Source organism: Agrococcus casei LMG 22410 (assembly GCF_900163565.1).
Lineage (GTDB): Bacteria > Actinomycetota > Actinomycetes > Actinomycetales > Microbacteriaceae > Agrococcus > Agrococcus casei.
Genome location: NZ_FUHU01000038.1, coordinates 1 through 24,528, shown reverse-complemented (window position 1 = coordinate 24,528; position 24,528 = coordinate 1). Strand labels below are relative to the sequence as shown.

Sequence of the window (24,528 nt, the reverse complement as noted above, 5' to 3'; positions counted from 1 at the left end):
TTTCACTGTTGCCGAAGAGGCTGTTTCCGTGCACGATCATCAGCCGCCGCTGCGGGAGTTTGTGCGTCTGACGCAATAGCGAGCTGGCGCAGCTTCTCGACGTATGCCGGCCAGTCCACGTCGTCGGGCATGTTCGTGTTGTTCTGACTGAGGCCGGTGTCGCCGTCAGTCTGTTCGCGGATGATGTCTGCGTGACCCGCGTGCCGGGTGACGTCAGTGAGCACATGGATGAGCATCTGGTGCAGTGTGACCGTGTTGCGCCCTTCTGGCCAGTGCGCGACGGTGCCCTCTGCATCGAGGGGGAGTGCGTCGATGGTCTCGTCTGCGAATGCCCAGATGCGCAGGTAGAGGTCGACGATGTCTTCGCTGCTCTCAGCTGCGGTTGCGAACCAGTCGGCCTGAGTGTCTTGGCTCCATTGGGCTTCTGTCACGACCTGCTCAGGATGAGGCCACTCGCGGCCGAACGTCTCGCCGAAGTAGCCGACTTCGACGTTCGCACAGTGTTTGACGATGCCGAGCAGATTCATGCCTGTTGGGGTGTGCGGCTCGCGCATCTGGCGTTCGCTGAGTCCTTCGAGCTTCCACAGCAGTGCACTGCGCGTCGATTGGAGGTATCGCTTGAGATCGGCCTTCGCATCGTTGCTGGCGTTCATGCGGTGATCCTACTCGTCGACCACAGTCACGGTCGGGGCGCCGGGGGTGTTCCAGCGGAACAGCACCAGGTGCCAGAGCCCGGGGGACTTGCGTGACGGGTCGATGAGCCCGTGTGCTCCTGTCTGCTCTATTGCGTCTCGGACTGCCCAGCTTCTCGGTCTGGTGTTCTCTCGCAACTGCTCCTGCCAGTCAGATGCCGCGTCATCGAGTGAGCTGCCGGCGTGGTCGGGACTGTCTGCGTCGCGAAGGTCGAAGACGCGAGCATTCTCGACACGAACAGCAATGACGGTGCGCGCAGGGTCGTTTGCCGACGTGTGCTTGATCATGGCGGCTGCCACACCATCACGGCTCGAGCTGAGATACAGGGTCGGCTGATCGACAGCGTTGAACCGCCCTTGGCCGCGAGAGCCATCGAGGGCACTGCCCATGTGCATGGGATCGATGGCGCGGTAGAACGTCCCAGTGATTGTGTTCATGCTCTTCAGTCAACCACTGAGCGTCGGATTGCCCGCGGCATCATCTTCGGATGACCCTGACTGCTTTCCACTTCTGGGTCTGGGGATCTTTCGTCATCTTGAGGAGTTCGAGATGCACTTGATGGTGATGGGGAAACGATCCTGACGGATCGTTTCCGTGGATTGTGCTGGATCGGAGGCTCGCGATCCCGGTCTTTCCACGAAAACGGCCTGTTAGCCGTTTTCCCACACTGACGGGATCGTGCATCCGTCTGTCGCGCAGGTTGGGTAGGCGACATTCAGTGCTTTGCGCTGGGTGGGGGAGAAGAGTCGTTGCGACCGTCCGAGCTTCAACACGTTGCCGGAGTCATCGGTGATCGCTGCCTGCACGGCGCCGTCGCAGATGATGCGGGCGGCTTCTGCGACCGGTACGAACTCCTGGGTGCGGCTGACGCGCGCGAGTGCGGGCGTGCCGTTGGCGTGCTTGTTGATCTCGCTCATGGGCACCGTGACCAGCAGCGTCGGCGCGGCGCCGCCCTGGGTGCTGGTGTGCTTCGACTTGGCGGCGGTGGTGAAGGCGCGGACGAATGCGTCGGCCATCTTCTGCTCGCGGGTGCGCATGTCGATCTCGGGGTCACCATCGGGCGCCGAAAGGCGCGTGCGTGGCGATGCGTTCGCGTCAAGGAACTGCATCACCGCGGCACCATCCGTTGCTGTCAGCAGTGTGATGACGGAGATCATGCCGTCTTCTTGTACCCACGCTTTGCACGACCTCCGCGCATGCTGCTGCTCGGTGCGCAGCTCAACTTGCTCGGGGTCGTGTTGGGCGAACCATCCGCGGATGCTGTCGCGCAGATCCTCTGGGCTCCAGGGCTGGCTCGAGTTCTGTCCCTCGGCGAAGGAGACCGCGCTGCGATCAGCGACAGCAAGGAACTCGGCGTCGTAGTGATTGCGCTGTCGGTCGAACTCGCGCGTGATGATGATGGCCTGCTGGGATGAGATCGTGCCAGCTTCGATCGCTGCAGCCAGCACGGGGTATTCGCGGTGCTGCAACAGCTTGCCGAGCCGCACGTAGGCGTCTGCCTGCCCCTTGGCGAAGCCCACCTCGTGCTGCAACAGTGTCGCGGTCGATGAGTATCGGAGGTCTTTCGCGACGCTTGACAGGGCCGACCCGGAGTGCTCGAGCACCTGCGCGAACCGAGCCAGATGCGCTTGATGCTGCAGGGCGAATTCGGTCATGGCGTTGAGCGTCGCAAACCGGTCACCGGTGGAGCATGAGGTGAAGTCGTCGAAGGCGGCGTCGAACACCTGGGCAGCCTCAGCGGTCAGTTGCTGGATCGCGGTTGCGGTGCTCATGCTCACCTCCTTCGTTAGAACGAATCTACTACCCACTACTGACGCGAGATCCGAGAATCGGCCCCTGTGGAAAAGAAAATCTGTGGAGAGCTGCCGGTTGCGAGAGCCCGTGGGCCGCGACGCCACGCTCGGCAACCAGATGACCAACCACCCCTGCACCGGCACTAGACTTATCTCTTACGCGTGCCCAATCAGCACCGTGCCCATCAGTACAAGGAGTTCTTCGTGCCCTCACGTCTTGACCAGGTCATCTCGCTTGCAAAGCAGCGCGGCTTCGTGTTCCAAGCGGGAGAGATCTACGGCGGATCGCGCTCCGCATGGGATTACGGCCCCCTCGGTGTAGCTCTCAAGGAGAACATCAAGCGCCAGTGGTGGCGCACCTTCGTCGACGGTCGTGAAGACATGGTCGGCCTCGACTCGTCGATCATCCTGCCGCGCGCTGTCTGGAACGCATCCGGTCACGTCGAGACGTTCACCGATCCGCTGATCGAGTGCCTCCAGTGCCACAAGCGTCACCGTCAGGATCACCTCGAAGAGGCGTACGAGGCGAAGAAGAAGCGTGCCCCTGAGTCGATGGACGTCATCACCTGCCCCGACTGCGGCACGACCGGCAAGTGGACCGACCCCCAGCAGTTCTCAGGTCTGCTGAAGACCTACCTCGGCCCGGTCGACAATGAAGAGGGCCTCGAATACCTCCGTCCCGAGACTGCACAGGGCATCTTCGTCAACTTCGCGAATGTCATGACGTCGAGCCGCAAGAAGCCGCCGTTCGGCATCGGCCAGGTCGGCAAGGCCTTCCGCAACGAGATCACCCCCGGAAACTTCATCTTCCGCACCCGCGAGTTCGAGCAGATGGAGATCGAGTTCTTCATCGCCCCCGACGACGCGCCCAAGTGGTTCGACGAGTGGGTCGAAGCATGCATGGCATGGTTCGAAGACCTCGGCATCGACATGGAGAACATCCGCCAGTTCGATGTTCCCGAAGCAGAGCGCGCACACTACTCAGACCGCACGATCGACCTCGAGTACCGCTTCGGCTTCCAGGGATCAGAGTGGGGCGAGCTCATGGGCATCGCCAACCGCACCGACTACGACCTGCGCAGCCACCAGGAGGCGAGCGGCAAGAAGCTCGAGTACTTCGACCAGGCCTCTGGCGAGCGCTACATCCCGTACGTGATCGAGCCGTCATTCGGCCTCACGCGCAGCCTGATGGCGTTCCTCGTTGACTCCTACGACGAAGAAGAGGTTCCGAACAGCAAGGGCGGCACCGACAAGCGCACCGTGCTGCGCCTCGACCGCCGTCTCGCTCCGATCAAGGTCGCCGTGCTGCCGCTCAGCCGCAATGAGCAGCTGACGCCCCTGGCGAAGGAGATCGCCGCCAAGCTGCGCCGCAACTGGGCAGTCGACTACGACGACGCAGGCGCCATCGGACGCCGCTACCGCCGCAACGACGAGATCGGCACCCCGTTCTGCGTCACGGTCGACTTCGACTCGCTCGAAGACAACGCCGTGACGGTGCGCGACCGCGACACGATGGAGCAGCAGCGCATCAGCATCGACGAGCTCCCTGGCTTCCTGGCCCAGGAGCTCCTGGGAGCCTGACCATGGTCTCGATCGGACCGATCGACCTCGACGTGCCGGTCGTGCTCGCGCCGATGGCGGGGGTCACGAACACCGCGTTCCGCAGGCTCTGCCGCGAGTACGGGGCGGGGCTGTACGTCTGCGAGATGATCACCGCCCGTGCCCTCATCGAGCGCAACGCCGAGACGATGCGGCTGATCTCGCACCACGAGTCCGAGACGCCGCGCAGCGTGCAGCTCTACAGCGTCGACGCGATCACCGTCGGCAAGGCCGCGCGCATGATCGCAGAAGAAGACCTGGCCGATCACATCGACCTGAATTTCGGATGCCCGGTTCCGAAGGTCACGCGACGCGGCGGCGGCAGCGCACTCCCGTGGAAGCGCGAGCTCTTCGAGGCAATCGTCTCGTCGACCGTCAAGAACGCCGGCGACCTGCCGGTGACGGTGAAGATGCGCAAGGGCATCGACGACGATCACCTGACGCACATCGAGGCCGGCCGAATCGCAGAGGCCGTCGGCGCCAAAGCCGTGACGCTGCACGGACGCACCACGCACGACAACTACTCGGGCACCGCTGACTGGTCCGCGATCGGCAAGCTCAAAGAGGCTGTCACGAGCATTCCCGTGTTCGGCAACGGCGACGTCTGGCAGGCAGAAGACGCCCTGCGCATGATCGACGAGACCGGCGTCGACGGCGTCACCGTGGGTCGCGCATGCCTCGGCCGGCCCTGGCTCTTCGGCGACCTTGCGAACGCATTCAACGGCAGCGACGAGCGTCACCGGCCCGGACTCACCGAGGTCGCGAAGGCGTTCAGACGTCACGCTGAGCTGCTGGTCGAGTTCTTCGAAGACGAGAATCGCGGATGCCGTGACTTGCGAAAGCACGTCGCCTGGTACTTCAAGGGGTACGGGATCGGGGGAGAGGTGCGTCGTCAGCTCTCGACCATCTCGTCGATCGAGCAGCTCGACGAGATCCTCGCGACGCTCGACCACTCGCTCGGCTACGACGCTGTCGGCGTCGAGGGGCAGCGAGGCCGTGCAGGCTCACCGCGGCGACCCATCCTTCCCGAGCACTGGCTCGAGACCCGTGACCTCACGCCCGATCAGCGATCGAACCTGATCGAAGACGCAGCAGACACGACCGGAGGCTGAGTGGCGACCGCACACGACATCGAGCGCTGGCATCCCGAAGAGCACTCTTCGAACCGCAGCGACTTCGCACGCGACCGCGCCCGAGCCATCCATGCCAGCGGACTGCGACGACTGTCGCAGAAGACGCAGGTGGTCTCGCCGACCCTGGGACTCGACTTCTCGCGCTCACGCCTCACGCATTCGCTCGAGGTGGCGCAGATCGGCCGTGAAGTCGCCGACACCCTTGGCCTCGAAGCCGATGTCGTCGACACCGCGTGCCTCGTGCATGACATCGGCCACCCGCCCTTCGGGCACAACGGCGAGAAGGCCCTCAACATCTGGGCAAGCGACATCGGCGGGTTCGAGGGCAACGCACAGACGCTGCGCGTGATCACCCGACTCGAGCCGAAGGTCGTGACCGACGCTCGCTCGTTCGGACTCAACTTCACCCGCGCATCCGTCGACGCCTCGTGCAAGTACCCGTGGCCCGACACCCGTGAGGTGCTCGACCCGTCGGGACGCGTGAAGTTCGGCTTCTACGCCGACGATGTCGAGGCATTCGAGTGGGTTCGCGCTGACGCGCCCGCCGAGCAGCGCTGCATCGAGGCCGAGGTCATGGATCTCGCCGATGACGTCGCATACTCGGTGCACGACTTCGAAGATGCCATCGTCAACGGATTCGTCGACGTGCGGCAGCTGGCGTCGCGCACGAACCATGAAGAGCTCGTCGACCGGATGCTCGACTGGGTCGGCGGCGAGTTCAGCAGAGACGACCTGGTCGCCGCGTTCGACAGGCTCGACGACCTCGACACATGGCCTTCTTCGTTTGACGACTCCAGACGCGACCAGGCGAAGCTCAAGAACCTGACCTCGAAGCTGATCGGCCGCTTCGCGGTCGCATCGGTGCGAGCGACGCGCGAGGCGCACTCCGGGCAGCTCGGCAGATTCAACGGCTCGATGGTGATTCCGCACGAGGTGCAGGCCGAGATCGCCGTGCTGAAGGGCACCGTGAGCGCGTTCGTGATGACGCACCCCGAGCGCCAGCCGATCTACCGCGAGCAGCGGCACATGCTGATCGAACTGGCCGACGGGCTGCTGGCAGGCGCTCCTGGCACGCTCGACGAGCAGTTTGCACAGGACTTCGATTCCACAGGCAGCGATGAGCTTCGCAAGCGTGCAGTGGTCGACCAGATAGCATCGCTGACAGACCGTGCAGCGGTTGCATGGCATGGGGAATTGGTGGGCTGAGTGGCTGGCAGGATCCGTCGCGAAGACATCGACGAACTGCGGTCTCGCGTCAACATCGTCGACGTCGTGTCGCAGTACGTCACGCTGAAGCGCGCAGGCGTCGGCTCGATGAAGGGTCTGTGCCCGTTTCATGACGAGCGCACGCCGAGCTTTCACGTGCGCCCTGCAGTCGGCCGCTATCACTGCTTCGGCTGCGGCGAAGACGGCGACGTGTTCGGCTTCGCCATGGCGATGGACCACACGACCTTCGTCGAGACGGTCGAGCGCTTCGCGGCCCAGGCGAACTTCACGCTTCGCTATGAGGACGGCGAGGCGCCCAAAGACGACGGCATCAACCGCAGCCGGCTGCTCGAGGCCAACGCTGCCGCTGCCGAGTACTTTCAGGAGCAGCTGCTGACCAACCAGGCGCTGCCCGGCCAGCAGTTTCTGGGGGAGCGCGGCTTCGACCTGCAGGCGGCACAGCACTTCGGAGTCGGATTCGCGCCCAACTCGTTCGACAGCCTCCGCAGTCATCTGCGGCGCCGGGGGTTCTCTGAGCTCGAGCTGGTCACTGCCGGGCTGCTGTCTGAGGGCCAGCGTGGGCCGTACGACCGATTCCGCGGGCGTCTGACGTGGCCGATCCGCGATGTCACCGGCGCCACGGTCGGCTTCGGCGCGCGCAAGCTGCTCGACGACGACAAGGGCCCGAAGTACCTCAACACCCCCGAGACTCCCGTCTTTCACAAGTCGCGCGTGCTCTACGGGCTCGACCTAGCCAAGCGCACGATCTCGCGCAGCCGCGAGGCTGTGATCGTCGAGGGCTACACCGACGTCATGGCATGTCACCTGGCAGGGGTCACGACCGCCGTCGCGACGTGTGGCACCGCATTCGGCGCAGATCACGTCAAGCTGCTGCGCCGTGTGCTCGGCGATGTCTCGACGCCTGACACGCGCTCGCTCGGCCGCGTGGTCTTCACGTTCGACCCTGATGAGGCCGGGCAGAAGGCTGCGAGCCGCGCCTTCGCAGAAGAGCAGCGGTTCGCCGCACAGACCTTTGTGGCGACGCCTCCCGAGGGACTCGACCCGTGCGACCTGCGCATCCAGCGCGGCGATCAGGCAGTGCAGCGGCTCGTGCAGAATCCGCGCCCGATGTTCGAGTTCATGCTGCAGCGTGTCATCGCCGAGTTCGACCTCGAGACTGTCGAAGGACGAGTGCAAGCCACTCGTGCTGCCGCACCGATTCTCGCAGGCATCCGTGACCGCGCGCTGGCCGACGGCTACGTGCGAACAGTCGCAGGCTGGCTGGGCGTCGACCCGATCGAGGTGACGAGGCAGGTGCGTGCCAACAGGCGGGATGCGCGGGCAGAGTCCGAGCCGCTGCAGCACCCCCAGGCGACGCTGGGCAACGATCCTGCGACGCGGCTCGAGCGCGAAGCTCTCGTGGCGATGCTGCAGCAGGGAGGCCTGGTGCCACGCGATCTCGCCGAACGCGCCGTCATCGCCTATGTTGCAGACCCTTCGCTCGAGATCGTGCGTGACGCGATGCTCGTGAACATCAGCGAGCTTGCGAACGCGGGCTTCGCCGACCTGGTCTCGCAGGCAGTGCCCGAGAGCATGGTGCCACTGGTTCGAGAACTGTCGATGTCGCCGATCCAGACCAACGAGAAGGGCCTCGACCGCTACGTCCGAGGATCCGTGAAGGCTCTCGTGCAGCGCGACATGCTGCGCGAGAAGGCGCAGCTGCAGGGGCAGGCGATGCGGATGCGCGCCAAGGACGCAGACGCGGCCCGCGAGCTCGACCTGCAGGTCGCTGCGCTCGAGACCGAGCGTCGCAAGCTCATCGACGAGCACGGGTGACGATGTCGCCAGCTGCGACAGGGTCATGCTAGGCTTGTCGCTGTTGCATTTCGCACATTCCCCGATAGCTCAACGGCAGAGCAGCCGGCTGTTAACCGGCAGGTTGTTGGTTCGAATCCAACTCGGGGAGCATCAGAAGAGGGCCCCTCGCGAGGGGCCCTCTTCATCTGTCTGCAGGCGGTGTCCGAGCCTCAGCTCGAGCGCTCAGCAAGGATGCGGTCCTTGACCTGACGCCGCAACACCTTGCCGAGCAGCGACTTCGGCAGCTCGTCCCAGACCTGGTAGCTGCGGGGCACCTTGTGCTCTGACAGGTGCTCGCGGGCGTGGGCGCGAACCGCTTCCTCGTCGAACTGGGCACCCTCTTCGAGCACGATGACTGCCGTGATGCTCTCGGCACCGCTCGAGCCGCGGGCGATGCCGACGACAGCGGCCTCCGCAACGCCAGGCGCGCCGGTGATGACCTGCTCAACCTCAGAGGGGGACACGTTGAAGCCGCCGGTGATGATGATCTCCTTCTTGCGGTCGACGATCGTCACGAAGCCGTCGGAATCCTGCGTCACGAGGTCGCCGGTGCGAAGCCATCCGTCTGGCAGCAGCGTCTTGGCAGTCTCTTCGTCGTTGTTCCAGTAGCCCTGGAACACTTGCGGACCCTTGACGATGAGCTCCCCGACTTCGCCGAGCTCGACTTCGACCGAGGTGTCGTCAGGGTCGACGACCTTCATGTGCGTCGAGGGGCAGGGCAGGCCGATCGTGCCGATCTTGCGCGTCGGCCCGAATGGGTTGGCGAACAGGAAGGGCGACGCCTCCGTGAGTCCGTAGCCTTCGTTCAGCTTGCCTGCCGCGACGGCCTCCCAGCGATTGACGACAGGGTCTGAGAGCGTCATGGCGCCGCTCATCGCGTACTGCGCGTGCGAGAGGTCGAGATTGCCGTCCTTCGCCACGCGCGCCAGCCGGTCGTACATCGGCGGCACGCCAGGCACGAACGTGGCCGGATTGCCCTTCGAGGCGTTCACGATGAGGTCGGGGTCGAACGTCGGAAAGAGCGTCACGCGCGAGGCCGAGACGACGCCGTAGGTGACTCCGAGCAGCATGCCGAAGGAGTGGAACATGGGCAGGAACGAGTAGATCGTCTCCTTGCCCTTCTTGAACTCGGGCATCCATGCCGCGCCCTGGCGTCCGTTCGAGAGTAGGTTCGAGTGCGTGAGCATGACGCCCTTCGGCGTGCTGGTCGTGCCTGAGGTGTACGAGAAGCACGCGATGTCCTCGGCAGTCGGCTTGGGGTGCGATTCCTCGATGGGAGCGTGCCCGGCGACCTTATCGAACGGCACGGTGCCCGGAGCCTTCGCCGTGAGCTTCGCCCGCGACTCCTTCGCCTTGGCGATCGGCAGCTTGAGCAGTGCACGCATCTTCAGCGGCATCATCTTCGTCATGTCGACCGAGATGACCGTGTCGACATCGACGTCACCGGCAAGCGAGAGCACCGTTGGTGCGACCTTGTCCCACGCGACTGTGACTCTTGCCCGGTGGTCACTGAACTGCGTCAGCAACTCGCTGCGCGTATACAGCGGGTTGTGCTCGACAACGATGGCGCCGAGCCGGGCGATCGCAAAGAATGCGATCACGTGCTGGGGGCAGTTGGGCATGACGAGGGCAACGCGGTCGCCCTTGCCGATGCCGAGCTCGCGAAGGCCGCCGGCGAATCGCAGCACGCGGTCGTGCAGCTGCGCGAACGTGAGCTCGGCGCCGAAGAACTCGAGGGCGGGGGAGTCAGCGTATGCACCGGCCGCCCAGGCGAGCTGGTCGTACATCGAGTCGTTCACCGGTTCGATGTCGGTGGGGACTCCCTCTGCATAGCTTGCGGTCCAGGCACGTGTCGCGTTCATCTGCTGCGCATCCATGCGTCAATCCTAGGCGCTTGCGGCGTAAGGTCAGCGGATGGGCCTCACGATCATCAGCCCCGTTGCGGGATGCTGGAACATCTCGATGGGAGTCTGGTAGACCTCGGTCAGGATCTCGCCGCTGAGCACCTCGTCGGCCCTGCCGACAGCTCGGATTCTGCCCTGATCCATGAGTGCTACGCGGTCAGACCAGTGCACTGCAGAATCCAGGTCGTGAGACACCACGACGACGCTGCTTCCTTGCGATGCAAGCTCGCGCGCGAGGCGCATGACTGACTCCTGATGGCGCACGTCAAGGGCCGCGGCTGGTTCATCCAACAGCACGATCGGTGTGCGCTGAGCCAGTACTCGGGCAATTGACATTCGGGATGATTCCCCGCCAGACAGCGTCAGCGCATCTCTCAGCCGCAGGTGCTCGACTTCAACCTGCGCCATCGACTCGCTAACGATCTCATCGTCGCGCAAAGTCTCGTCGGTACCGTGCCACGGTGTGCGTCCCATACGCACGACTTCGTTGACTCGGTAGGCGAAGCCGACCAAAGGGCTCTGTTCGAGCACCGAGCGCTGCCGTGCTCGTTCTTTCATTGACAGGTCATCGAGCGTACGGCCGAAGATCTCGACTGAACCCGTGTCGGGCCGTCTGTCGCCGGCCAGGACGGCGAGCAGGGACGATTTGCCGGCGCCGTTCGGACCGATGAGGGAGAGGACTTCTCCAGCGTGGACTTCGAAGTCGACGTTGTCGAGGATGACCTTGTCTCCGAGCTTCAGCGACACGGCGCGTGCTGCGAGCGGGTGTCGGTTCATGACATCGCACCCCTGTTCGACGCGAATGTGCGGTACAGCAGAATTAGGAACAGCGGTGCCCCCAGTGTCGACGTGAGCATGCCGATCGGCAGGTCGGTCAACGGCACGAGGGTGCGAGCGCCCAGATCGGCCAGGGTCACGAGCGCGGCGCCCGCCAGCATCGAAAGCGGAACGACGTGTCGATGGCTGGGGCCGACGATGAGGCGGATCGCGTGCGGAACGATGAGCCCGACGAACCCGATGATTCCAGCGAAGGCAACAGCCGCCGCTGTGAGGAGCGCCACGACCGTGATGGTCACGATGCGTACCAGTGGCACGCGGAGCCCCACGTGTGCAGCTGCGCGGTCGCCGAGGGCGAGCACATCGAGGGGGCGGATGAGCGGCGCGGCTGCAATCAGGCCCACCAGAACAAAGGCGGCCGTAATGCCGACACTGGTCCACGTCGAACCTGCGATTGAGCCGAGCTGCCAGAACACGACAGCGTCACGAGCGGTGGTCGGAGCGACCATGAAGATGAACGCGGTCGCTGCCCCTGCAAGTGCATTGACGGCGATGCCCACAAGCAACAGCGAGACTGCTCGCTGTGCTGGAATTCGTTGCGCGAGCATCCAGACCAGAATCGCGGTTGCGAGTCCGAACGCGAACGCGAACGCTGGTGTAGTCAACATGCCAAGAGCAGATGCGCCGATTGCGATGCTGATGGCGGCTCCGACTGATGCGCCCGACGTGATGCCGATAACGCTCGGCTCAGCCAGTGGGTTTCCGAACAGGCTCTGCGTCAGGGCCCCAGCAACGCCAAGGGCCGCGCCCACGACGAGACCCATCGCCATGCGTGGGAAACGAACGTTCCAGAGCGTGGCGTCTACCCGAGCGGTCTCGTCCGTGGTTGCGAATTGTCCAGGTGCGATTATGCGCCCGAACGCCCCTAGTACGTCATCGACTGTGGCCGAGAACTGTCCGACACTCGAAGAGACAAGCGTGATGACCGCCACCAGAGCAAATAGCCCGACGCCGAGGAGCCAAGCGGTGCGCGTACGCCCGTCGCCGCTCACTCGGCATCGAGATAGATTGCATCTGCGAGCGCTTTCAGCGCCGCGGGATACGTCGGGCCGAACGAGATGAGCTGCGCATCCGGAGCCGTGATGACGCGCTGGTTGATGCCAGCGGTCGTCTGCGCCACGCCGGGACGACTCGTAAGTCCATCGATGCCGCCGGTGGACTCCAGTCCGTCGTGCATCATGAGGAACACCTCCGGGTCGATGGTCACGAGCGATTCGGCGTTCGCAGGTACCGTCTCGCCCATTCCCACAGCTGCCGCGACGTGTTCCCCGCCGAGGTCGGCGATGAGGCCGGAGGCTGCGCTTTCACCGCCGAAGAGGAAGAATATGCCGGCGGTGCCGCGCACGTACAGCACAGCCATGCGCAGCGGTTGGTCGAGATCGGCAGTTAGCTGATCAATATAGGCCAGTGTCTCGTCGAGCTCACCGGCAGTGCGCTCAATGAGCGCCGCCCCTGTCTCTGGCACACCAGCGGCCTCAGCGATGGCCCTGATCTGCTCGTCGATCAGCTCTGTACTGCGGTCAGGATTGAGCACGACAACGTCGACGCCTGCGTCGCGCAGGAGGACAGGGACGTTGGCTGGGCCGAGCGTGGTGTCGAGCAGCACCAGGGTCGGCTGCACTTCGAGTACCGCCTCGACATTGACGCTGTGCGCCCCACCCGTCACAAGGGGCACATTCTCAAGGGCAGCATCAGTGTCGCTCACCGTGCGTCCTGCGATGTTGTCTGCGAGGCCGAGTCCGACGAGGGTCTGGCTGATCGTGCCGTAAATGTCGAGGGTCACGATTCGGTCGATGGATACCACAGTGACTTTGGTGCCCTGGTCGTCGGTCACCGTGGTGGGAAGCGTGACTGTGGGATCGGACTCGATCGGTTCGATCGCTCCGAGAGAAGCTGCCTGAGCGGGGCCGGTGAGCGAACGGGGATCCGGCACTTCGAGGGCAGGCGATGCCGATTCGGATGCGGTGGCCTCGACAGGCGGAGACGTCGTCGGCTCCGCAGCTGGTTCAGGCTGTGAGGAGCATCCCACAGTGAGAGCGAGAACAGCGGCGACGGCGACGGCCTGAAGGGATCGTGCCCGGGTGAACTTCATGATCTGTGTACCGATCCAGGGTTGAGGGTTTGGTCTGAGCCGAGGAAAGGTGGGTGACCCCGCGGGGTCACCCACCTTTCACTGATTAGGCGCGGCTGCGGTTGCGCAGCAGGCTGGATCCGACGCCTGCGGCGATCAGAACAATGGCGAGGGTGATCATGTGCAGGGGAGCGAGGTCGAAACCGGTCTGCGCGAGGTTGCCACCAGAGCCGTTCGGGTCGGAGATTCCGCTGCACGGAACCTCTTCGCCGATGTTGATCGAGAACGACACGGGGTCGAGTGCAATGCCGCCTTCATAGAAGCCTGCAAAGGCCTTGGCCCCCGCGTCAGTCAGCGTCGTGGAAGCGCCGTTGACGCTGAACCCGTCTGCGGTGAGAGACGACCCTTGCAGGTTCACCGTGGCGAACGCGACATTGGGGAGGTCATACTTATTGCTCTCCATGTCTTGCGAGACGACATCCGCGTAGATCGTTGCCAGGGTGCTCGAGTGCACGACGAGGCGCACGTTCGAGATCTTCGTGTTGAGGACACCATCGTGTCCGCTGAAGTGCACCGTGCCTGGCATCGATACCTCGCCGAGCACCGCTTCGGTGTTGAGCTCGCCGGAGCCGTTCCACTGGAACCCGTTGGCTGTCTCTGCTATACCGCTCAATGTCCAGCCGCCCTTAGCGATTCCGCCCCCGATGTAGTTGCGGAAGGACTCCTTGAGTCCCCAATCCATCGTGCCCGAGACCTGGTTGGCGACGCAGGTCTCCTGCTCGACGGAGTCGTTCGAAGGTTCAGTGGGAACGGTGGAGCTGTTGTCGGGGTCACTCTCGTCCGACCCGTCGGAATTGTCGTCGCCGGGGTTGTCAACGTCAGCGGTTGGCTGGCCGGTCAGCGTGAAGGCGTCGTACTCAGTGCCCGTCTCGTAGAACGATCCGAACGCATCCGTTCCGTCGTCGGTCAGGGTGACCGACGACGAGGTGAAGATCGCCTCGGCGGCTTCGGTCTGTGCTGCAGCGAAGCCCTTAGCCGAGGTGGCGTCCCATGCGCCGGTGAAGCTGACCAGGGCGACGTCGTTATAGGTGACCGGGTCGTTCTTCGTCGTAGTGTCCGTGAAGGGGCGTGAGATGACATCCGCGTAGATGGTGCCCTCGCCGTCATCTTCGGTCACGATTCTCGGGTTGCTGATGCCGATCTCGAGGATGCCTCCGTGGCCCGTGAACTGGACGGTGCCGTCGAACGAGACGGTCGTGGTGCCGTTCTCTGCAGAGTACTGACCGTCGGACCAGACGAAGGCGCCATCGCTTGTTGCGAGATCGGTTGCGATCTCGCCGTGGGCGATCGGGCCAGTGACGTAGTTGCGGAACGACTCTTTGACGCCCCAGACGAACTCCCATGCATCGGTTGCGTCGTCTTCGTCGACCTCGTCTGCGACGGGCTTGGGAGCATTGTCGACATGCAGAACATCGAAGGCGTCGCCTTCGCTGTATGACGAACCGAACAGGGCAGCACCGTCGGCGGAGAGGGCCGTGTCGGCAGTGAACGAGTCTTCGTCAGACCACTGGACATTGCTCAGGTCAGCCAGCACTGTGTCGGGCTGGTCGATCGTGTCGCCCTGCGAAGGCTCTGACTTCAGGTTCGCGTGAAGCTCGCCAGTTCCGTCGAGGCTCACCTCGACGGAGGGGTCGATGATCTGCACGTCGAGAATGCCGTCGTGGGCGGTGAAGTGCAGCGTGCCGTCGTATGAGACTGTCGTCGTTCCGTCCCCTTGCGAGATTTCGCCGTTATTCCAGAGGAACGCGAAGGGGTCGTGCAACTCAGTCACGCCGTCGAGGGACCAGTCGCCACCTGACCAGGGGCTGTTCATGTAACTGATGAACGACTCCTTGACTCCCCACCGCAGCTGAGCATCGTCACCTGCGGTCGGATCTGTCGGCTCAGGATCTGTCGGGTCCGGGTCGGTCGGCTCGGGCTCGGTGGGCTCCGGGTCGGTCGGTTCTGGATCCGTGGGTTCCGGATCAGTGGGCTCTGGTTCTGCCGGCTCTGCACCGACGGCTGTCAGCGTGATGGGCGAGAGCTCTGCACCCGCCTCATAGAAACCGCCGAAGGCTGTGGCGCCTGCTTCGGTGAGCACAGGCTGGCCCGTAAATACATCACCGTTCCAGTTGCCATCGCTGATGGTCGCGAGTTCTACGCCCGGGGCGGAGAACCAGGGGCCGAGCGTAGTCGTGTCGATGAACTCGCGTCCTTCGACATCTGCATAGAGTGTGCCGGCCGCCGTGTCGACGGAGACATTCGAGAAGGCGAGATCAAGGATTGCGCCGTCACCGTAGTCGTGACCGGTGAAGTGAATGGATGCGTCGAAGAAGACGCTGGCGTTATCTGCTTCAGAGTCGATGGTGCCGGTTCCCTGCGACCACACGAACGGCTTGTCACCGGTGATGTTGCCTTGGGTCGTCCATGAGCCCTTGGCGATGGGGCTCTTGATGTAGCTGAGGAAGGAGTCCTTGATGTTCCATTCCATGGAGGTCTGTGAAGAGTCTGCTGGGAGCTCTGCCGCAGACGCTCCCGCTGCAGAGAGGCCGACGAGGCCCCCGCCGGCAAGCAAAGCTGCCGTCCCCATTGCAAGTACGCGTTTTCCGCGCATCCGAATTGACATGGTTTCCTTTCAACCAACGAGTTCATCGCGGGGCGTGTCAAAAGGGCAGCGACCTGCAGGTGTGACACGATCCAGCGAGGTCATTTAGGCAAGCCTAACCTTACTCTGGTGAGGTTACCCTATGCTAGGGCTACAGCGAACACGAAAGGAGGAAGAATGCGCACCGATTCTTCCCTTCCGATGGAAATGTCAGACCAGCCCGCATCCGCACTTCTACGCTCCGCCACTCAGACTGCACACGAGAACGCCGAAGGCTCTGCGTACATCGGCCGCCTCATGTCAGGCAGCCTCGATCTGCACGCGTGGCAGCTGCTGCTCGAACAGCTCGAGTACGTCTATCGGGCACTCGAGACGGTCGCCAACAACATGCGCGACACCGACCAGTGCACCGAGCTGCTCTACGCAGAGCTCGACCGCACCGAGTTCATCGTGCGTGACCTCGCAGCGCTGCAGGCACGCACAGGGCAGGCGCCGATCGGCATGCTCACCTCGACGCGCGAGTATGTCGACCGCATCCTCTCGACGCGCAACGACTCGGTGCGATATATCGCACACCACTACACCCGCTACCTCGGCGACCTGTCAGGTGGCCAGATCATGCGCGTCAAATTTTCCGAGCACTACGGGCTGTTGCCCGAAGAGAGCTCGTTCTTCGTGTTTGAACACATTCCGGCAGGCCCGCGCTTCAAGGGGCGCTACCGAGAGCTGCTCGACGGGCTCGAGCTTGACGCTGACGACCGCGAGCGCCTCGTGGCTGAAGCCAACGCGAGCTTCATCGGCAATCAGCGGATCTTCGAAGAGCTCGACGAGATCGTCGGCGAGCGCCAAGCGGCCTAGTCTTCGAGGTTGTCGACCCCGGGCAGCCATGAGATGCCGGGCTTGCCCCAGTGCTCCTGCTTGATCACCTTGTTGATCTTCTTCTGGTGCACCTGGGCAAGCCTGTCGGCGTAGAGCACGCCGTTGAGGTGGTCGTACTCGTGCTGCAGGATGCGTGCGAACCAGCCTTTGGCCTCGACGCGGAACGGTTCGCCGTGCTCGTCAAAGGCCTCAAGGACGGCCTCGGATGCGCGCACGAGCGGGGCGCGCTCTCCGGGGATCGAGAGGCATCCTTCGGCGTCGTCATCGCTCGGCTCGCGAACCTCGGTCGGGGTGATCCACAGCTTCGGGTTGACCGCGGTGCCCTCGCGGAGCACGCCGTCTTCTTCCCAGCTGTAGACGAAGAGGCGGAGCCCTAGACCGATCTGGGGAGCTGCGAGCCCGACGCCGGGTGCCGCATGCATGGTCTCGACCATGTCTTCGACAAGGGTTCTCAGCACATCGTCGAACTCTTCGACGGGCTTGGCGATGGTGTGCAGGGCGGGCTCGCCTGTGATGCAGATCGGAAGAATGGCCATCGCTCCAGGATATCTGGGGTTTGGGGGTCTAAGGTCGAGGGGTGCACTTCTCTCTGCATGCCGTGATGTCGATCCAGGATCAGCTCCCTGATGACATCTCGCTGAACCCGCTGCAGGCACTCGGAATCCCGATCGCCCTCGTCGGCGCGGTGTTCCTCTCCGTCGGCACGCAGATGCAGCACAGGGGAGTCGAGGTCGTAGAACGCGACCGAACGGCAACGGCAGCCGAAGGCGGCAGATCGTCGAGTGACGGTCCCGACAGCGTTCCGATCGTGCAGCTGGTGCGCTCGCCTATGTGGGTCGTCGGCACGGCCGTGCTGGGCATCGCGGTGCTCATGCAGCTGTGGGCGCTGGCTCTGGCGCCCCTGCTGGTCGTGCAGCCGCTCGGCGCCATCGCACTCGTTGTCACTGCTGTGCTCAACTCGAGACTCAATGGTCATAAGCTCGGCGCAGGAACATTGCGGGCCATCTTCTGGTGCATCGGCGGCATCGGGCTGTTCGTCACGGTTGCAGCGCTCTTCGCAGTCGAGCGAGAGATCTCGAATCAGCAGGCGCTCACTGTCCTGACGCTGCTGCTGGTCGTGCTTGTCGCCGTCAGTGTTCTGTGGCTGAAGTGGCGCTCGAGGATCAATGCCTTTGTCAGCATCATCGCAGCCGGAGTCCTGTACGGCTTCCTGGTGACGCTCATGAAAGTCGTCATTCATCGCGTCACGCACGGAACAATCGACTGGGCTGTCGTGCTCTGCGGTCTCGGTGTCGTCGCCGCACTCCTCGTGGGTCTCTATTTCGTGCAGCTCGCACACGCCTCCGGTCCGCCCGATCTCGTCATCGCGGGCCTCACCGTCATCGACCCGCTGGTGGCCGTCATGATCGGCGTGACTGTGCTCGGCGAAGCTTCAGCTACACCCGTATGGGCGATCATCGTGTTCACGGCAGCTGGAGCCGGTGCGGTATTCGGAGTGTTCCAGCTCGCGAAGCACCATCCCCAGCTAAAGTCGTAGCCACGCCATGCAGAACACCACCCCATCAACACGGCCCCTGCGCATCCTGATCGCAGGTGACACTTTCGCGCCCGACGTGAACGGCGCTGCGAAGTTCGCAACTCGACTCGCTGCCGGACTCTCGCAGCGGGGCCATGAAGTGCACGTCGTCGCGAGTGCACACGGTCGGGGCAAAGAGGGCACTCGAGTCGAAGAGCACGAGGGTGCTCGCTTCACGGTGCACCGGCTGCGATCGATCCTGTACCCGGGCCACGACTGGCTGCGATTCGCTGAGCCCTGGCGGGCCCGCGCCAACGCCGCGTCGCTTCTCGATGCTCTGAAGCCAGACATCGTGCACTTCCAGTCACACATCATCATCGGACGCGCGTTCGCCGCTGAAGCTCCCAAGCGTGGCATCCGGCTGGTGGCGACCAACCACATCATGTTCGAGAACCTCATGGATCACTCGAACATCCCGCACGCCGTGCACGGCCCTGTGGTGAACCGTCTCTGGGCGGATGCGGCCAGAATCTTCGAGAAGTGCGATGCTGTCACGACGCCGACGAAGCGCAGCGCTGACTTCCTCGAGCGGCACACCGGCCTCACCGACGTGCGGGCCATCTCGTGTGGGCTGATTGCTTCTGATTACACGGTGAGCGAGGGCCGCAACGCGCCGTCGGTCGTGTTCGTCGGCCGTGTCACGAGCGAGAAGCAGATCGACGTGCTCATCGAGGCATTCGCGAAGATCCCAGAAGACCTGCAGGCGCGCCTCACGGTCATCGGCGGCGGCGACCTGATCGATGAGCTGGGGCAGCGAGCCCGTGACCTCGGCATCAGCGAGCGTGTGACCCTCACCGGCATCATCAGCGACGCAGACCTGCGCAGGCACCTGACCAACGCATCCGTCTTCGCAATGCCGTCGATCGCCGAGCTGCAGTCGATCGCGACGATGGAGGCCATGGCGAGCGGGCTGCCGGTCGTCGGCGCCAACGCCATGGCGCTGCCGCACCTGATTCATGACGGCGAGAACGGCTACCTCTTCGAGCCCGGCAACACCGACGATCTCGCGAGCAAGCTCGAGACGGTGCTGCGCTCAAGCGACGAGGAATACCAGCGGATGCGCGACGAGAGTCTGCGCCTGGTCATGCACCACGACATCCAGCGAACGCTGGACTCGTTCGAGAGCATCTACCGCGGCGACTGACGCGCCCGGGTCTTCAGTGGGGCGTGCGGGACTTGAACCCGCGACCCAAGGATTATGAGTCTCAATCTCTCCCGGTGAAATCGAGCCCTCGGGCCGCAGCATGAACGCGCTCAGACTACCCGGTTTGAGCCCGGCAGCGCGCGGATGCGCAGTATTGCGCGATCAGCCGTGAGCACCCCAGTCGCGCAATACTGCGCAATTCAATTCAAGCTTGCGCATGAAGTTGGGACACAACTTGGGACAGTAGTTGGGACACCTCAGCGGCATCAGCTGACAGCCCAAAAAACGGCCGCCGATAGGAGATGCGGGGGCAGCGCCCGCTGCTCTCTGTTTCCTCAGTGTGTTGGAGCGCCGAGGTCCGCAGTCTCTCTCTTCCTCTCTTCTGCGGGCCTCGGCCGACACCACACCGTGACCCCGAAGGGACCACGATGACCGCCATCGACACCACCGGCGACGTGCTCGCCTGGACCGACATCGAGACCACTGGTCTCAGCCCCGCAGACGATGCCCTACTGGAGGTGGCGTGCATCCTCACCGACACGCAGCTCAACAAGCTCGCTGACCCAGTGCGCTTCGTCATCCGACGAGACAAGGCCGAAGCCGCACGACTCCGCTCTGGAGCACCCACCTTCGTGCAGGAGATGCACGACCGCACCGGACTCTGGAACGACCTTCCCAACGGCGCAGTCGAGCTCGACCAGGTCGACGCCGCTCTTCTTGCCTACATCCGCTCAGTTGCACCCGGTCACCGGCAGGCGCGCCTGGCCGGCTCCTCCGTGCACTTCGACCGCAGCTTCCTGGAACTGTGGGCGCCGGAGACGCTGAACCACCTGCACTACCGCATGCTCGATGTCTCCTCGGTCGCCTACGCCATGGAGAACATCGGCCTCTACAAAGCAGACCCGAACTTCGTCTCCAAGCACGCGGCTCTCTCAGACATTCTCGATTCGATCAACGTGCTCCGACGCATCAATGAGAAGCTCGGCCACCAGCCTGAGTAGACTCTCGTCACCGCAGCGCCCCGCCCTCTCTCAATCTCTCGGGCGAGGCGCTGTGTCGTTTCCGGTCATTGTCGGCCAGCCGCGAGCCCCGCAAGAAAACCAACGTAGGAATGCATCTGACCTGTGGTGAACATCGCCGCGACAGCATCGACGTACGCAGGCTCCTGCTCGACTGGAATGACGATGGCGCGGTAGCCGTGCGCGAGCAAGTGACCCTGCATCATCATCCGGCTCGTGCGCTTGTTGCCGTCGAAGTACATCTGCAGGTACGTCGCGAGAGCCGCGTAGTTCAGCGCCTGCTCAACCGGGTGCTCCAGGGAAGCCACCAACGACACCATCGCGTCGGCTGCCACACGAAGGTCATCTCGGCGATAGCCGATGAACGTCTGCCCTCGCACGTTGACAGTGGCGCCCTTGCCGTCGGCGTTGACTGCCGAGTTCCACCTGCGGATGCCGGCATCGATCGCCTCAAGCTCGGCCACGATGCGGTGGAGCTCATCGGAGAGGTCGAGCGTGAGTGAGAAGGTGTCTGATGCCACCAGCTCCTGCAGACGCACCGTTGCATCTCGCAGCGAAACGGCCTGGGCGACGTCAAACGCGTCAGCATCGGGGAGTGGCTCGTCGGCGATGACCTTCTGCACTTGCTCGAGCGTCAGGCCGCCGCCTTCGAGCGCTGCGTCGGAATGCACCAGCTGTGACCGCGCGCGCACGAAGTCATCCAGTGCAGCCTCAGTCGAGGTCACGGAGATCGACTGCAACACTTCCGGCGCAATGCGTGCGGGACGCAGCTCAGTCAGTGGGACAGCGGGGATCACAGGACGCTCACCTGGCGGTGTCATGATCTCCCACCTCCGGCTGGTGTGCGGCTGTTCAGTATGGCGGCAAGTCACCTTCGCGGGTGACATCACCGGTGTCTGGATCGAGTGTGAACACGGACACCGAACGGCCCGAGCCCTCAGCGTTTGACTCTCCGTCCTTCACCCATTTGTAGGCCACCATGACCTCGTTCGGCCCCATCTCCAAGATGGTGGGCTCGAATCCATACGCCTTCTCGGTTGCCGTGCCGATGTACTCGCCATAGTGGAACAGCATGATCTGTACCGGGGAGGAGCCAGTGGCGCCCTCCACACTCAATGTGATCCACGACAGCATGGTGCACGCGTCGAAGTTCCTCGTGTTAGCCCACTCGAACGCCCAACCGACGTCCGGTCCGGAGCTGTCGAACGGCGCGGGGACCTGATCTCCCCACCGCTCCATCGCGGACTCTGCGGTCTCCTCGGAGCAGCCCTCGGGCGGCTCCGGCAGCGTTGACAGATGCGGGTTCGCATCCAGCACGCTCTGCACCCCCGACCAGGTGTAATCCCAGCCAGTCGTGATCTGCGTCACCCAGAGCGGGCCGACGAACACATGCGAGATCTGCACGCTGTGAAGCATCCCCACGATGTCCCACGGAACCTGGTGCTTGAACGTGGGGTAGTCCAGTATCGAGCTCTCGACATAGTCGGATGCGCGCAGTGATTCCATGAACTCGTCTGCCGCATCTGCAGGCAGCTCTGAGACGAACTGCTGAGCAGCAGTGCCGGTCCCGATGCTGAGGTAGTACTCGCATGCCCGTGTCTCTGTCACTTGCTCAAGTGCGGCTTTGCCGGCGGGGCCGATGAAGATGTCGAAGAAGGATTGGGACGGCTCACCCGGATCGTTGATGGTGGAGTTCGGGTACTCGGTCTGAAGCGCCTGGTGCATTGCCATTGCCCTCGGATTCATCACGTCGCACTCAGGGATCGTCACCGTCTCCGGCGTCTCGGACGGAGTCGCCGATTCGGTCGGAGCCTCGCTGACCGACGGCGATGCTTCGGGCGACTCGGTGGTCGAGCAGGCAGAGGTGAGCAGCAGTGCAGCGAGCAGTGCGCCGACGACAATCGGCTGATGCCAGCGCAGTCGAGAAGCGGCCATCGTGAGTCCTTGTCGGTCGTCGTCGGCGATTGAGGGATACCCCATTTTCTCCCTCGAGCCTAGCAAGCAGCAGACACTGAGACGCCGGTATTCTCAGCCGCGCAGCCGCACCGGCGTTCTAGCTGGCGGAACCGCGCCACCGTTCGGCACAGGCGGCTGCAGCACGGGGGAGTCCAAGTCGAACATCGTCGATGCGCGACGACGCTGAATGTCCACACCCCGGTACTGCTCCTGCATCCAGAATGGTGACGCATACAAGCCCGCAAGCGTGTGCGGCATGCCCCTGGCACCAGCTGGAAGATCACACTCCCAGCTCGACAGCTCCACCGGTTCACACGAGTCATAGTTCTGCGGCACCGCATCCTTGGAAGTGCGCCATGCCTTCAGCTGCAAGAACTCCTCATCGACCATGTCCGGCTCGGGGAACCATCTCGCCCAATCAGCCACCAACAGCCGATCCCGCGTTGGCGCATCCGAACGGCCTGGATGAGCAGCGACCGCTCGGCGTATGGCGCCGGCGACGAGGCCGAACGTGTCACCGCCGCCACGCGTCGACGGCCGGGACGCGAGCACGAACACCACCACCGTGCCCTGCGTCTCCACGGACCCTTCAGCCAGTGCCTTCGCCCATCGCTTCGCTTTCTCATCCAGGCTGTGCGTCGTGGCAGTGAGCTCGATGAGGATGCGCAGCCCGTCCTTCCGAACGAGCATCCCGTCGGCTTTTGCACGCGACGATTTCGCCAACGGCCACGGCACACCCCAGGAGGTGAACAGCACCTCCTCAGCAGAGCAGTACTTCTCACCCGCCACCGCAGAGACCTGTCTATTCCATTCAGCACTGCGCAGCAGCAGCTCCAACCCGAGCGAGTCATGCCGGGTGCTCTGCCCACCGAATATCCACGGCCTGGCGCCGGTCGCACGCACCCACTCCGGGTACGTCAGATACCTGTTCAGCCAACGCTCCCGAAGCTTCCTGCCTCCGTTGCTAGGCCGCAGAAAACGAATCCCCGACTGGCTCTTCCGAGTGAACGCCGACGGCGGCTCACCCACATCAACAAGACGGTGCGCGAACAGCTGCGACACAATCCGGTTGTTGGGGTTCAGCAGGTTCTTCGACCCCGTCAACGCAGCAAGCTGATCAGTCGTCGCAGTCCGGTACGAATCCAGTGCCGACACCACCCGAAGCTTCGTCACCCAGTGCCGCTGCAACAGCTCTACCGGGTCGTCGGCAGGCACCAGAAATGGTGCCGGTGCAGAAGCGACGCCGACACGGGCCTGCGCCTCCAAAGCATCCCTCGTCGACCACGACACTGCCGTCGACTTCTCCCACAGTCCACCCCAGAACGGGTCAACCCGAACCGAAGCTCGAGCAGGATGTTCGGGGATGCGCGAAGAGAGCTGGTGCATCGGTGTGACACTCATCGTGACTCCTGCCTCGGGTCGCGTCCAGTGAAGTCCGTCACGGCGACCGTGAACGTCGGCTGACCCTGCTGCTCGACCTCAGTGGAGACGATCGCGTGGTAGCGGGGCAGGTTCTTGATGTCGGACTCCGACCATGCTTCACCGCCGGTGGAGAGCTCCTTCGACAGGTCCCGCAATGTAGGGGCATCGTTCTGCCCGAAGATGATCTTCGTCGAGTATCCGAGCAGGGAGTGGCGCACTTCCTCGGGCAGCTGCTTCGGCTGCTGTGTAGCGAAGATCATGCGGCACCCAAAGGAGCGACCCTTGGATCTGAGCCACTCGATAATCGCCGATGAATGCTCCGCAACGACGCTCGCCTCATCCGCCAACAGCGTCACCGAACGACCCTGCTGCTGGAACCCCTTGCAGTGATCTTGGATGGCGGAGCGGAGGGTGAACATGATCAGCTGCGCCACATCGGAGACAGCCCGTTCGCCCAACCCCTCGAAGTTGAACACAACCGACTGACCAGTGGTCAACAGGTACTTCCAATCGGCTGCGTCGTCCCGTTGCCCCGCACGCCAGAACTGCTCCGTGTAAGTGAGCGAGTCGAGCTTGTTGCGTGTGGACTCCACCAGGCTCTTGAACTGCGAATCAGTGACACGCTCGCCGTACAGATTCGCTCCGGCCTCGATCGCATCCCGCACAGCATCATCCGCCGACTCCACCATGTGGCGCTCCCGAATTGCCATGAACAGCTCCCGCGCACGGTCGGTGCCAGCTGGACTTGCCCTAGTTAGGCGGACAGTTGCTTGTTCATTTTTGCGTATTCAATTG

21 protein-coding genes and 1 tRNA gene are annotated in these 24,528 nt (G+C 63.6%); 9 read left to right on the top strand and 13 right to left on the bottom strand.

Annotated features, from left to right (window positions below; genetic code table 11):
• Positions 1-2: 2 nt before the first annotated feature.
• From CZ674_RS08940 to CZ674_RS08930, 3 genes are all read right to left on the bottom strand, one after another.
• The gene (locus CZ674_RS08940; RefSeq protein WP_086992178.1) at positions 3-653 is read right to left on the bottom strand and encodes a DinB family protein; all 651 of its coding nucleotides are present in this window, start codon (positions 651-653) and stop codon (positions 3-5) included.
• 9 nt (positions 654-662) lie between these two features.
• On the bottom strand, positions 663-1,130 hold the full coding sequence (locus CZ674_RS08935; RefSeq protein WP_086992177.1) for an RES domain-containing protein: 468 nt from the start codon (positions 1,128-1,130) through the stop codon (positions 663-665).
• 213 nt (positions 1,131-1,343) lie between these two features.
• Positions 1,344-2,465: a DUF222 domain-containing protein gene (locus tag CZ674_RS08930; protein ID WP_086992176.1), complete on the bottom strand. Its 1,122-nt coding sequence runs from the start codon at positions 2,463-2,465 to the stop codon at positions 1,344-1,346.
• Positions 2,466-2,690: 225 nt separating this feature from the next.
• Between CZ674_RS08930 and CZ674_RS08925 the strand changes: the two genes are divergently transcribed.
• The 5 genes from CZ674_RS08925 (at position 2,691) to CZ674_RS08905 (ending at position 8,390) form a co-directional block, all read left to right on the top strand.
• Positions 2,691-4,067: a glycine--tRNA ligase gene (locus CZ674_RS08925; protein WP_086992175.1), complete on the top strand. Its 1,377-nt coding sequence runs from the start codon at positions 2,691-2,693 to the stop codon at positions 4,065-4,067.
• A gap of 2 nt (positions 4,068-4,069) precedes the next feature.
• A complete protein-coding gene (gene dusB, locus CZ674_RS08920; RefSeq protein ID WP_086992174.1) occupies positions 4,070-5,197 on the top strand; it encodes a tRNA dihydrouridine synthase DusB in 1,128 nt (375 codons plus the stop codon).
• On the top strand, positions 5,198-6,424 hold the full coding sequence (locus tag CZ674_RS08915; RefSeq protein WP_086992173.1) for a deoxyguanosinetriphosphate triphosphohydrolase: 1,227 nt from the start codon (positions 5,198-5,200) through the stop codon (positions 6,422-6,424). It abuts the gene before it with no gap.
• Positions 6,425-8,260, top strand: a complete 1,836-nt coding sequence (dnaG, locus tag CZ674_RS08910) for a DNA primase (protein ID WP_086992172.1) — start codon at positions 6,425-6,427, stop codon at positions 8,258-8,260.
• 58 nt (positions 8,261-8,318) lie between these two features.
• Positions 8,319-8,390: transfer RNA gene (locus CZ674_RS08905), tRNA-Asn, on the top strand.
• Between the two features lie 61 nt (positions 8,391-8,451).
• Here CZ674_RS08905 and CZ674_RS08900 read toward each other — a convergent pair.
• The 5 genes from CZ674_RS08900 to CZ674_RS08880 all read right to left on the bottom strand — a co-directional run bounded on the left by CZ674_RS08900 (position 8,452) and on the right by CZ674_RS08880 (position 15,722).
• On the bottom strand, positions 8,452-10,158 hold the full coding sequence (locus tag CZ674_RS08900) for an AMP-binding protein (protein ID WP_234988525.1): 1,707 nt from the start codon (positions 10,156-10,158) through the stop codon (positions 8,452-8,454).
• A 30-nt stretch (positions 10,159-10,188) separates the two neighbouring features.
• Positions 10,189-10,962: a heme ABC transporter ATP-binding protein gene (locus tag CZ674_RS08895; RefSeq protein ID WP_086992171.1), complete on the bottom strand. Its 774-nt coding sequence runs from the start codon at positions 10,960-10,962 to the stop codon at positions 10,189-10,191.
• On the bottom strand, positions 10,959-11,954 hold the full coding sequence (locus CZ674_RS08890; protein WP_234988538.1) for a FecCD family ABC transporter permease: 996 nt from the start codon (positions 11,952-11,954) through the stop codon (positions 10,959-10,961). Before CZ674_RS08890 ends, CZ674_RS08895 begins: the two co-directional genes overlap by 4 nt.
• 56 nt (positions 11,955-12,010) lie before the next feature.
• Positions 12,011-13,114: a heme/hemin ABC transporter substrate-binding protein gene (locus CZ674_RS08885; RefSeq protein ID WP_086992169.1), complete on the bottom strand. Its 1,104-nt coding sequence runs from the start codon at positions 13,112-13,114 to the stop codon at positions 12,011-12,013.
• Between the two features lie 85 nt (positions 13,115-13,199).
• On the bottom strand, positions 13,200-15,722 hold the full coding sequence (locus tag CZ674_RS08880) for an HtaA domain-containing protein (protein WP_234988524.1): 2,523 nt from the start codon (positions 15,720-15,722) through the stop codon (positions 13,200-13,202).
• 192 nt (positions 15,723-15,914) lie between these two features.
• On the opposite strand from CZ674_RS08880, the gene CZ674_RS08875 reads away from it, so the two are divergent.
• A complete protein-coding gene (locus CZ674_RS08875; protein WP_086992167.1) occupies positions 15,915-16,595 on the top strand; it encodes a biliverdin-producing heme oxygenase in 681 nt (226 codons plus the stop codon).
• On the opposite strand, the gene def is transcribed toward CZ674_RS08875, so the two are convergent.
• Positions 16,592-17,152, bottom strand: a complete 561-nt coding sequence (gene def / locus CZ674_RS08870; RefSeq protein WP_086992166.1) for a peptide deformylase — start codon at positions 17,150-17,152, stop codon at positions 16,592-16,594. The two genes, CZ674_RS08875 and def, sit on opposite strands and share 4 nt — an antisense overlap.
• Positions 17,153-17,193: 41 nt before the next feature.
• Between def and CZ674_RS08865 the strand changes: the two genes are divergently transcribed.
• The 3 genes from CZ674_RS08865 to orn all read left to right on the top strand — a co-directional run bounded on the left by CZ674_RS08865 (position 17,194) and on the right by orn (position 20,337).
• Positions 17,194-18,153, top strand: coding sequence for a DMT family protein (locus CZ674_RS08865; RefSeq protein ID WP_234988523.1), 960 nt, complete (start codon positions 17,194-17,196; stop codon positions 18,151-18,153).
• Between the two features lie 7 nt (positions 18,154-18,160).
• Positions 18,161-19,336, top strand: coding sequence for a glycosyltransferase (locus CZ674_RS08860; RefSeq protein ID WP_086992165.1), 1,176 nt, complete (start codon positions 18,161-18,163; stop codon positions 19,334-19,336).
• A 428-nt stretch (positions 19,337-19,764) separates the two neighbouring features.
• Positions 19,765-20,337: an oligoribonuclease gene (gene orn / locus CZ674_RS08855; RefSeq protein ID WP_159456947.1), complete on the top strand. Its 573-nt coding sequence runs from the start codon at positions 19,765-19,767 to the stop codon at positions 20,335-20,337.
• 65 nt (positions 20,338-20,402) lie between these two features.
• On the opposite strand, the gene CZ674_RS08850 is transcribed toward orn, so the two are convergent.
• From CZ674_RS08850 to CZ674_RS08835, 4 genes are read right to left on the bottom strand one after another with little or no spacing between them, the layout of a single operon-like run.
• Complete coding sequence (locus CZ674_RS08850) at positions 20,403-21,176, bottom strand: Fic family protein (RefSeq protein WP_159456946.1); 774 nt, start codon at positions 21,174-21,176, stop codon at positions 20,403-20,405.
• Positions 21,177-21,207: 31 nt separating this feature from the next.
• On the bottom strand, positions 21,208-22,335 hold the full coding sequence (locus tag CZ674_RS08845; RefSeq protein WP_086992162.1) for an LppP/LprE family lipoprotein: 1,128 nt from the start codon (positions 22,333-22,335) through the stop codon (positions 21,208-21,210).
• A 48-nt stretch (positions 22,336-22,383) separates the two neighbouring features.
• The gene (locus CZ674_RS08840; RefSeq protein ID WP_086992161.1) at positions 22,384-23,712 is read right to left on the bottom strand and encodes a hypothetical protein; all 1,329 of its coding nucleotides are present in this window, start codon (positions 23,710-23,712) and stop codon (positions 22,384-22,386) included.
• Positions 23,709-24,443 (bottom strand): TraM recognition domain-containing protein, encoded by a 735-nt coding sequence (locus CZ674_RS08835; protein ID WP_086992160.1) that lies wholly within the window; start codon positions 24,441-24,443, stop codon positions 23,709-23,711. The genes CZ674_RS08840 and CZ674_RS08835 overlap by 4 nt, the downstream gene beginning before the upstream one ends.
• Positions 24,444-24,528 lie beyond the last annotated feature (85 nt).

What these genes read in the sequence shown, in the direction of transcription:
- CZ674_RS08840 (WP_086992161.1), bottom strand. Translation starts at nt 23,712, where the DNA reads ATGAGTGTCACACCGATGCACCAGCTCTCTTCGCGCATCCCCGAACAT.
- def (WP_086992166.1), bottom strand. Translation starts at nt 17,152, where the DNA reads ATGGCCATTCTTCCGATCTGCATCACAGGCGAGCCCGCCCTGCACACC.
- CZ674_RS08875 (WP_086992167.1), top strand. Translation starts at nt 15,915, where the DNA reads ATGCGCACCGATTCTTCCCTTCCGATGGAAATGTCAGACCAGCCCGCA.
- orn (WP_159456947.1), top strand. Translation starts at nt 19,765, where the DNA reads ATGACCGCCATCGACACCACCGGCGACGTGCTCGCCTGGACCGACATC.
- CZ674_RS08930 (WP_086992176.1), bottom strand. Translation starts at nt 2,465, where the DNA reads ATGAGCACCGCAACCGCGATCCAGCAACTGACCGCTGAGGCTGCCCAG.
- dusB (WP_086992174.1), top strand. Translation starts at nt 4,070, where the DNA reads ATGGTCTCGATCGGACCGATCGACCTCGACGTGCCGGTCGTGCTCGCG.
- CZ674_RS08835 (WP_086992160.1), bottom strand. Translation starts at nt 24,443, where the DNA reads ATGGCAATTCGGGAGCGCCACATGGTGGAGTCGGCGGATGATGCTGTG.
- CZ674_RS08935 (WP_086992177.1), bottom strand. Translation starts at nt 1,130, where the DNA reads ATGAACACAATCACTGGGACGTTCTACCGCGCCATCGATCCCATGCAC.
- CZ674_RS08900 (WP_234988525.1), bottom strand. Translation starts at nt 10,158, where the DNA reads ATGGATGCGCAGCAGATGAACGCGACACGTGCCTGGACCGCAAGCTAT.
- CZ674_RS08860 (WP_086992165.1), top strand. Translation starts at nt 18,161, where the DNA reads ATGCAGAACACCACCCCATCAACACGGCCCCTGCGCATCCTGATCGCA.
- CZ674_RS08880 (WP_234988524.1), bottom strand. Translation starts at nt 15,722, where the DNA reads ATGGGGACGGCAGCTTTGCTTGCCGGCGGGGGCCTCGTCGGCCTCTCT.
- CZ674_RS08895 (WP_086992171.1), bottom strand. Translation starts at nt 10,962, where the DNA reads ATGAACCGACACCCGCTCGCAGCACGCGCCGTGTCGCTGAAGCTCGGA.
- CZ674_RS08845 (WP_086992162.1), bottom strand. Translation starts at nt 22,335, where the DNA reads ATGGGGTATCCCTCAATCGCCGACGACGACCGACAAGGACTCACGATG.
- CZ674_RS08940 (WP_086992178.1), bottom strand. Translation starts at nt 653, where the DNA reads ATGAACGCCAGCAACGATGCGAAGGCCGATCTCAAGCGATACCTCCAA.
- CZ674_RS08850 (WP_159456946.1), bottom strand. Translation starts at nt 21,176, where the DNA reads ATGACACCGCCAGGTGAGCGTCCTGTGATCCCCGCTGTCCCACTGACT.
- CZ674_RS08885 (WP_086992169.1), bottom strand. Translation starts at nt 13,114, where the DNA reads ATGAAGTTCACCCGGGCACGATCCCTTCAGGCCGTCGCCGTCGCCGCT.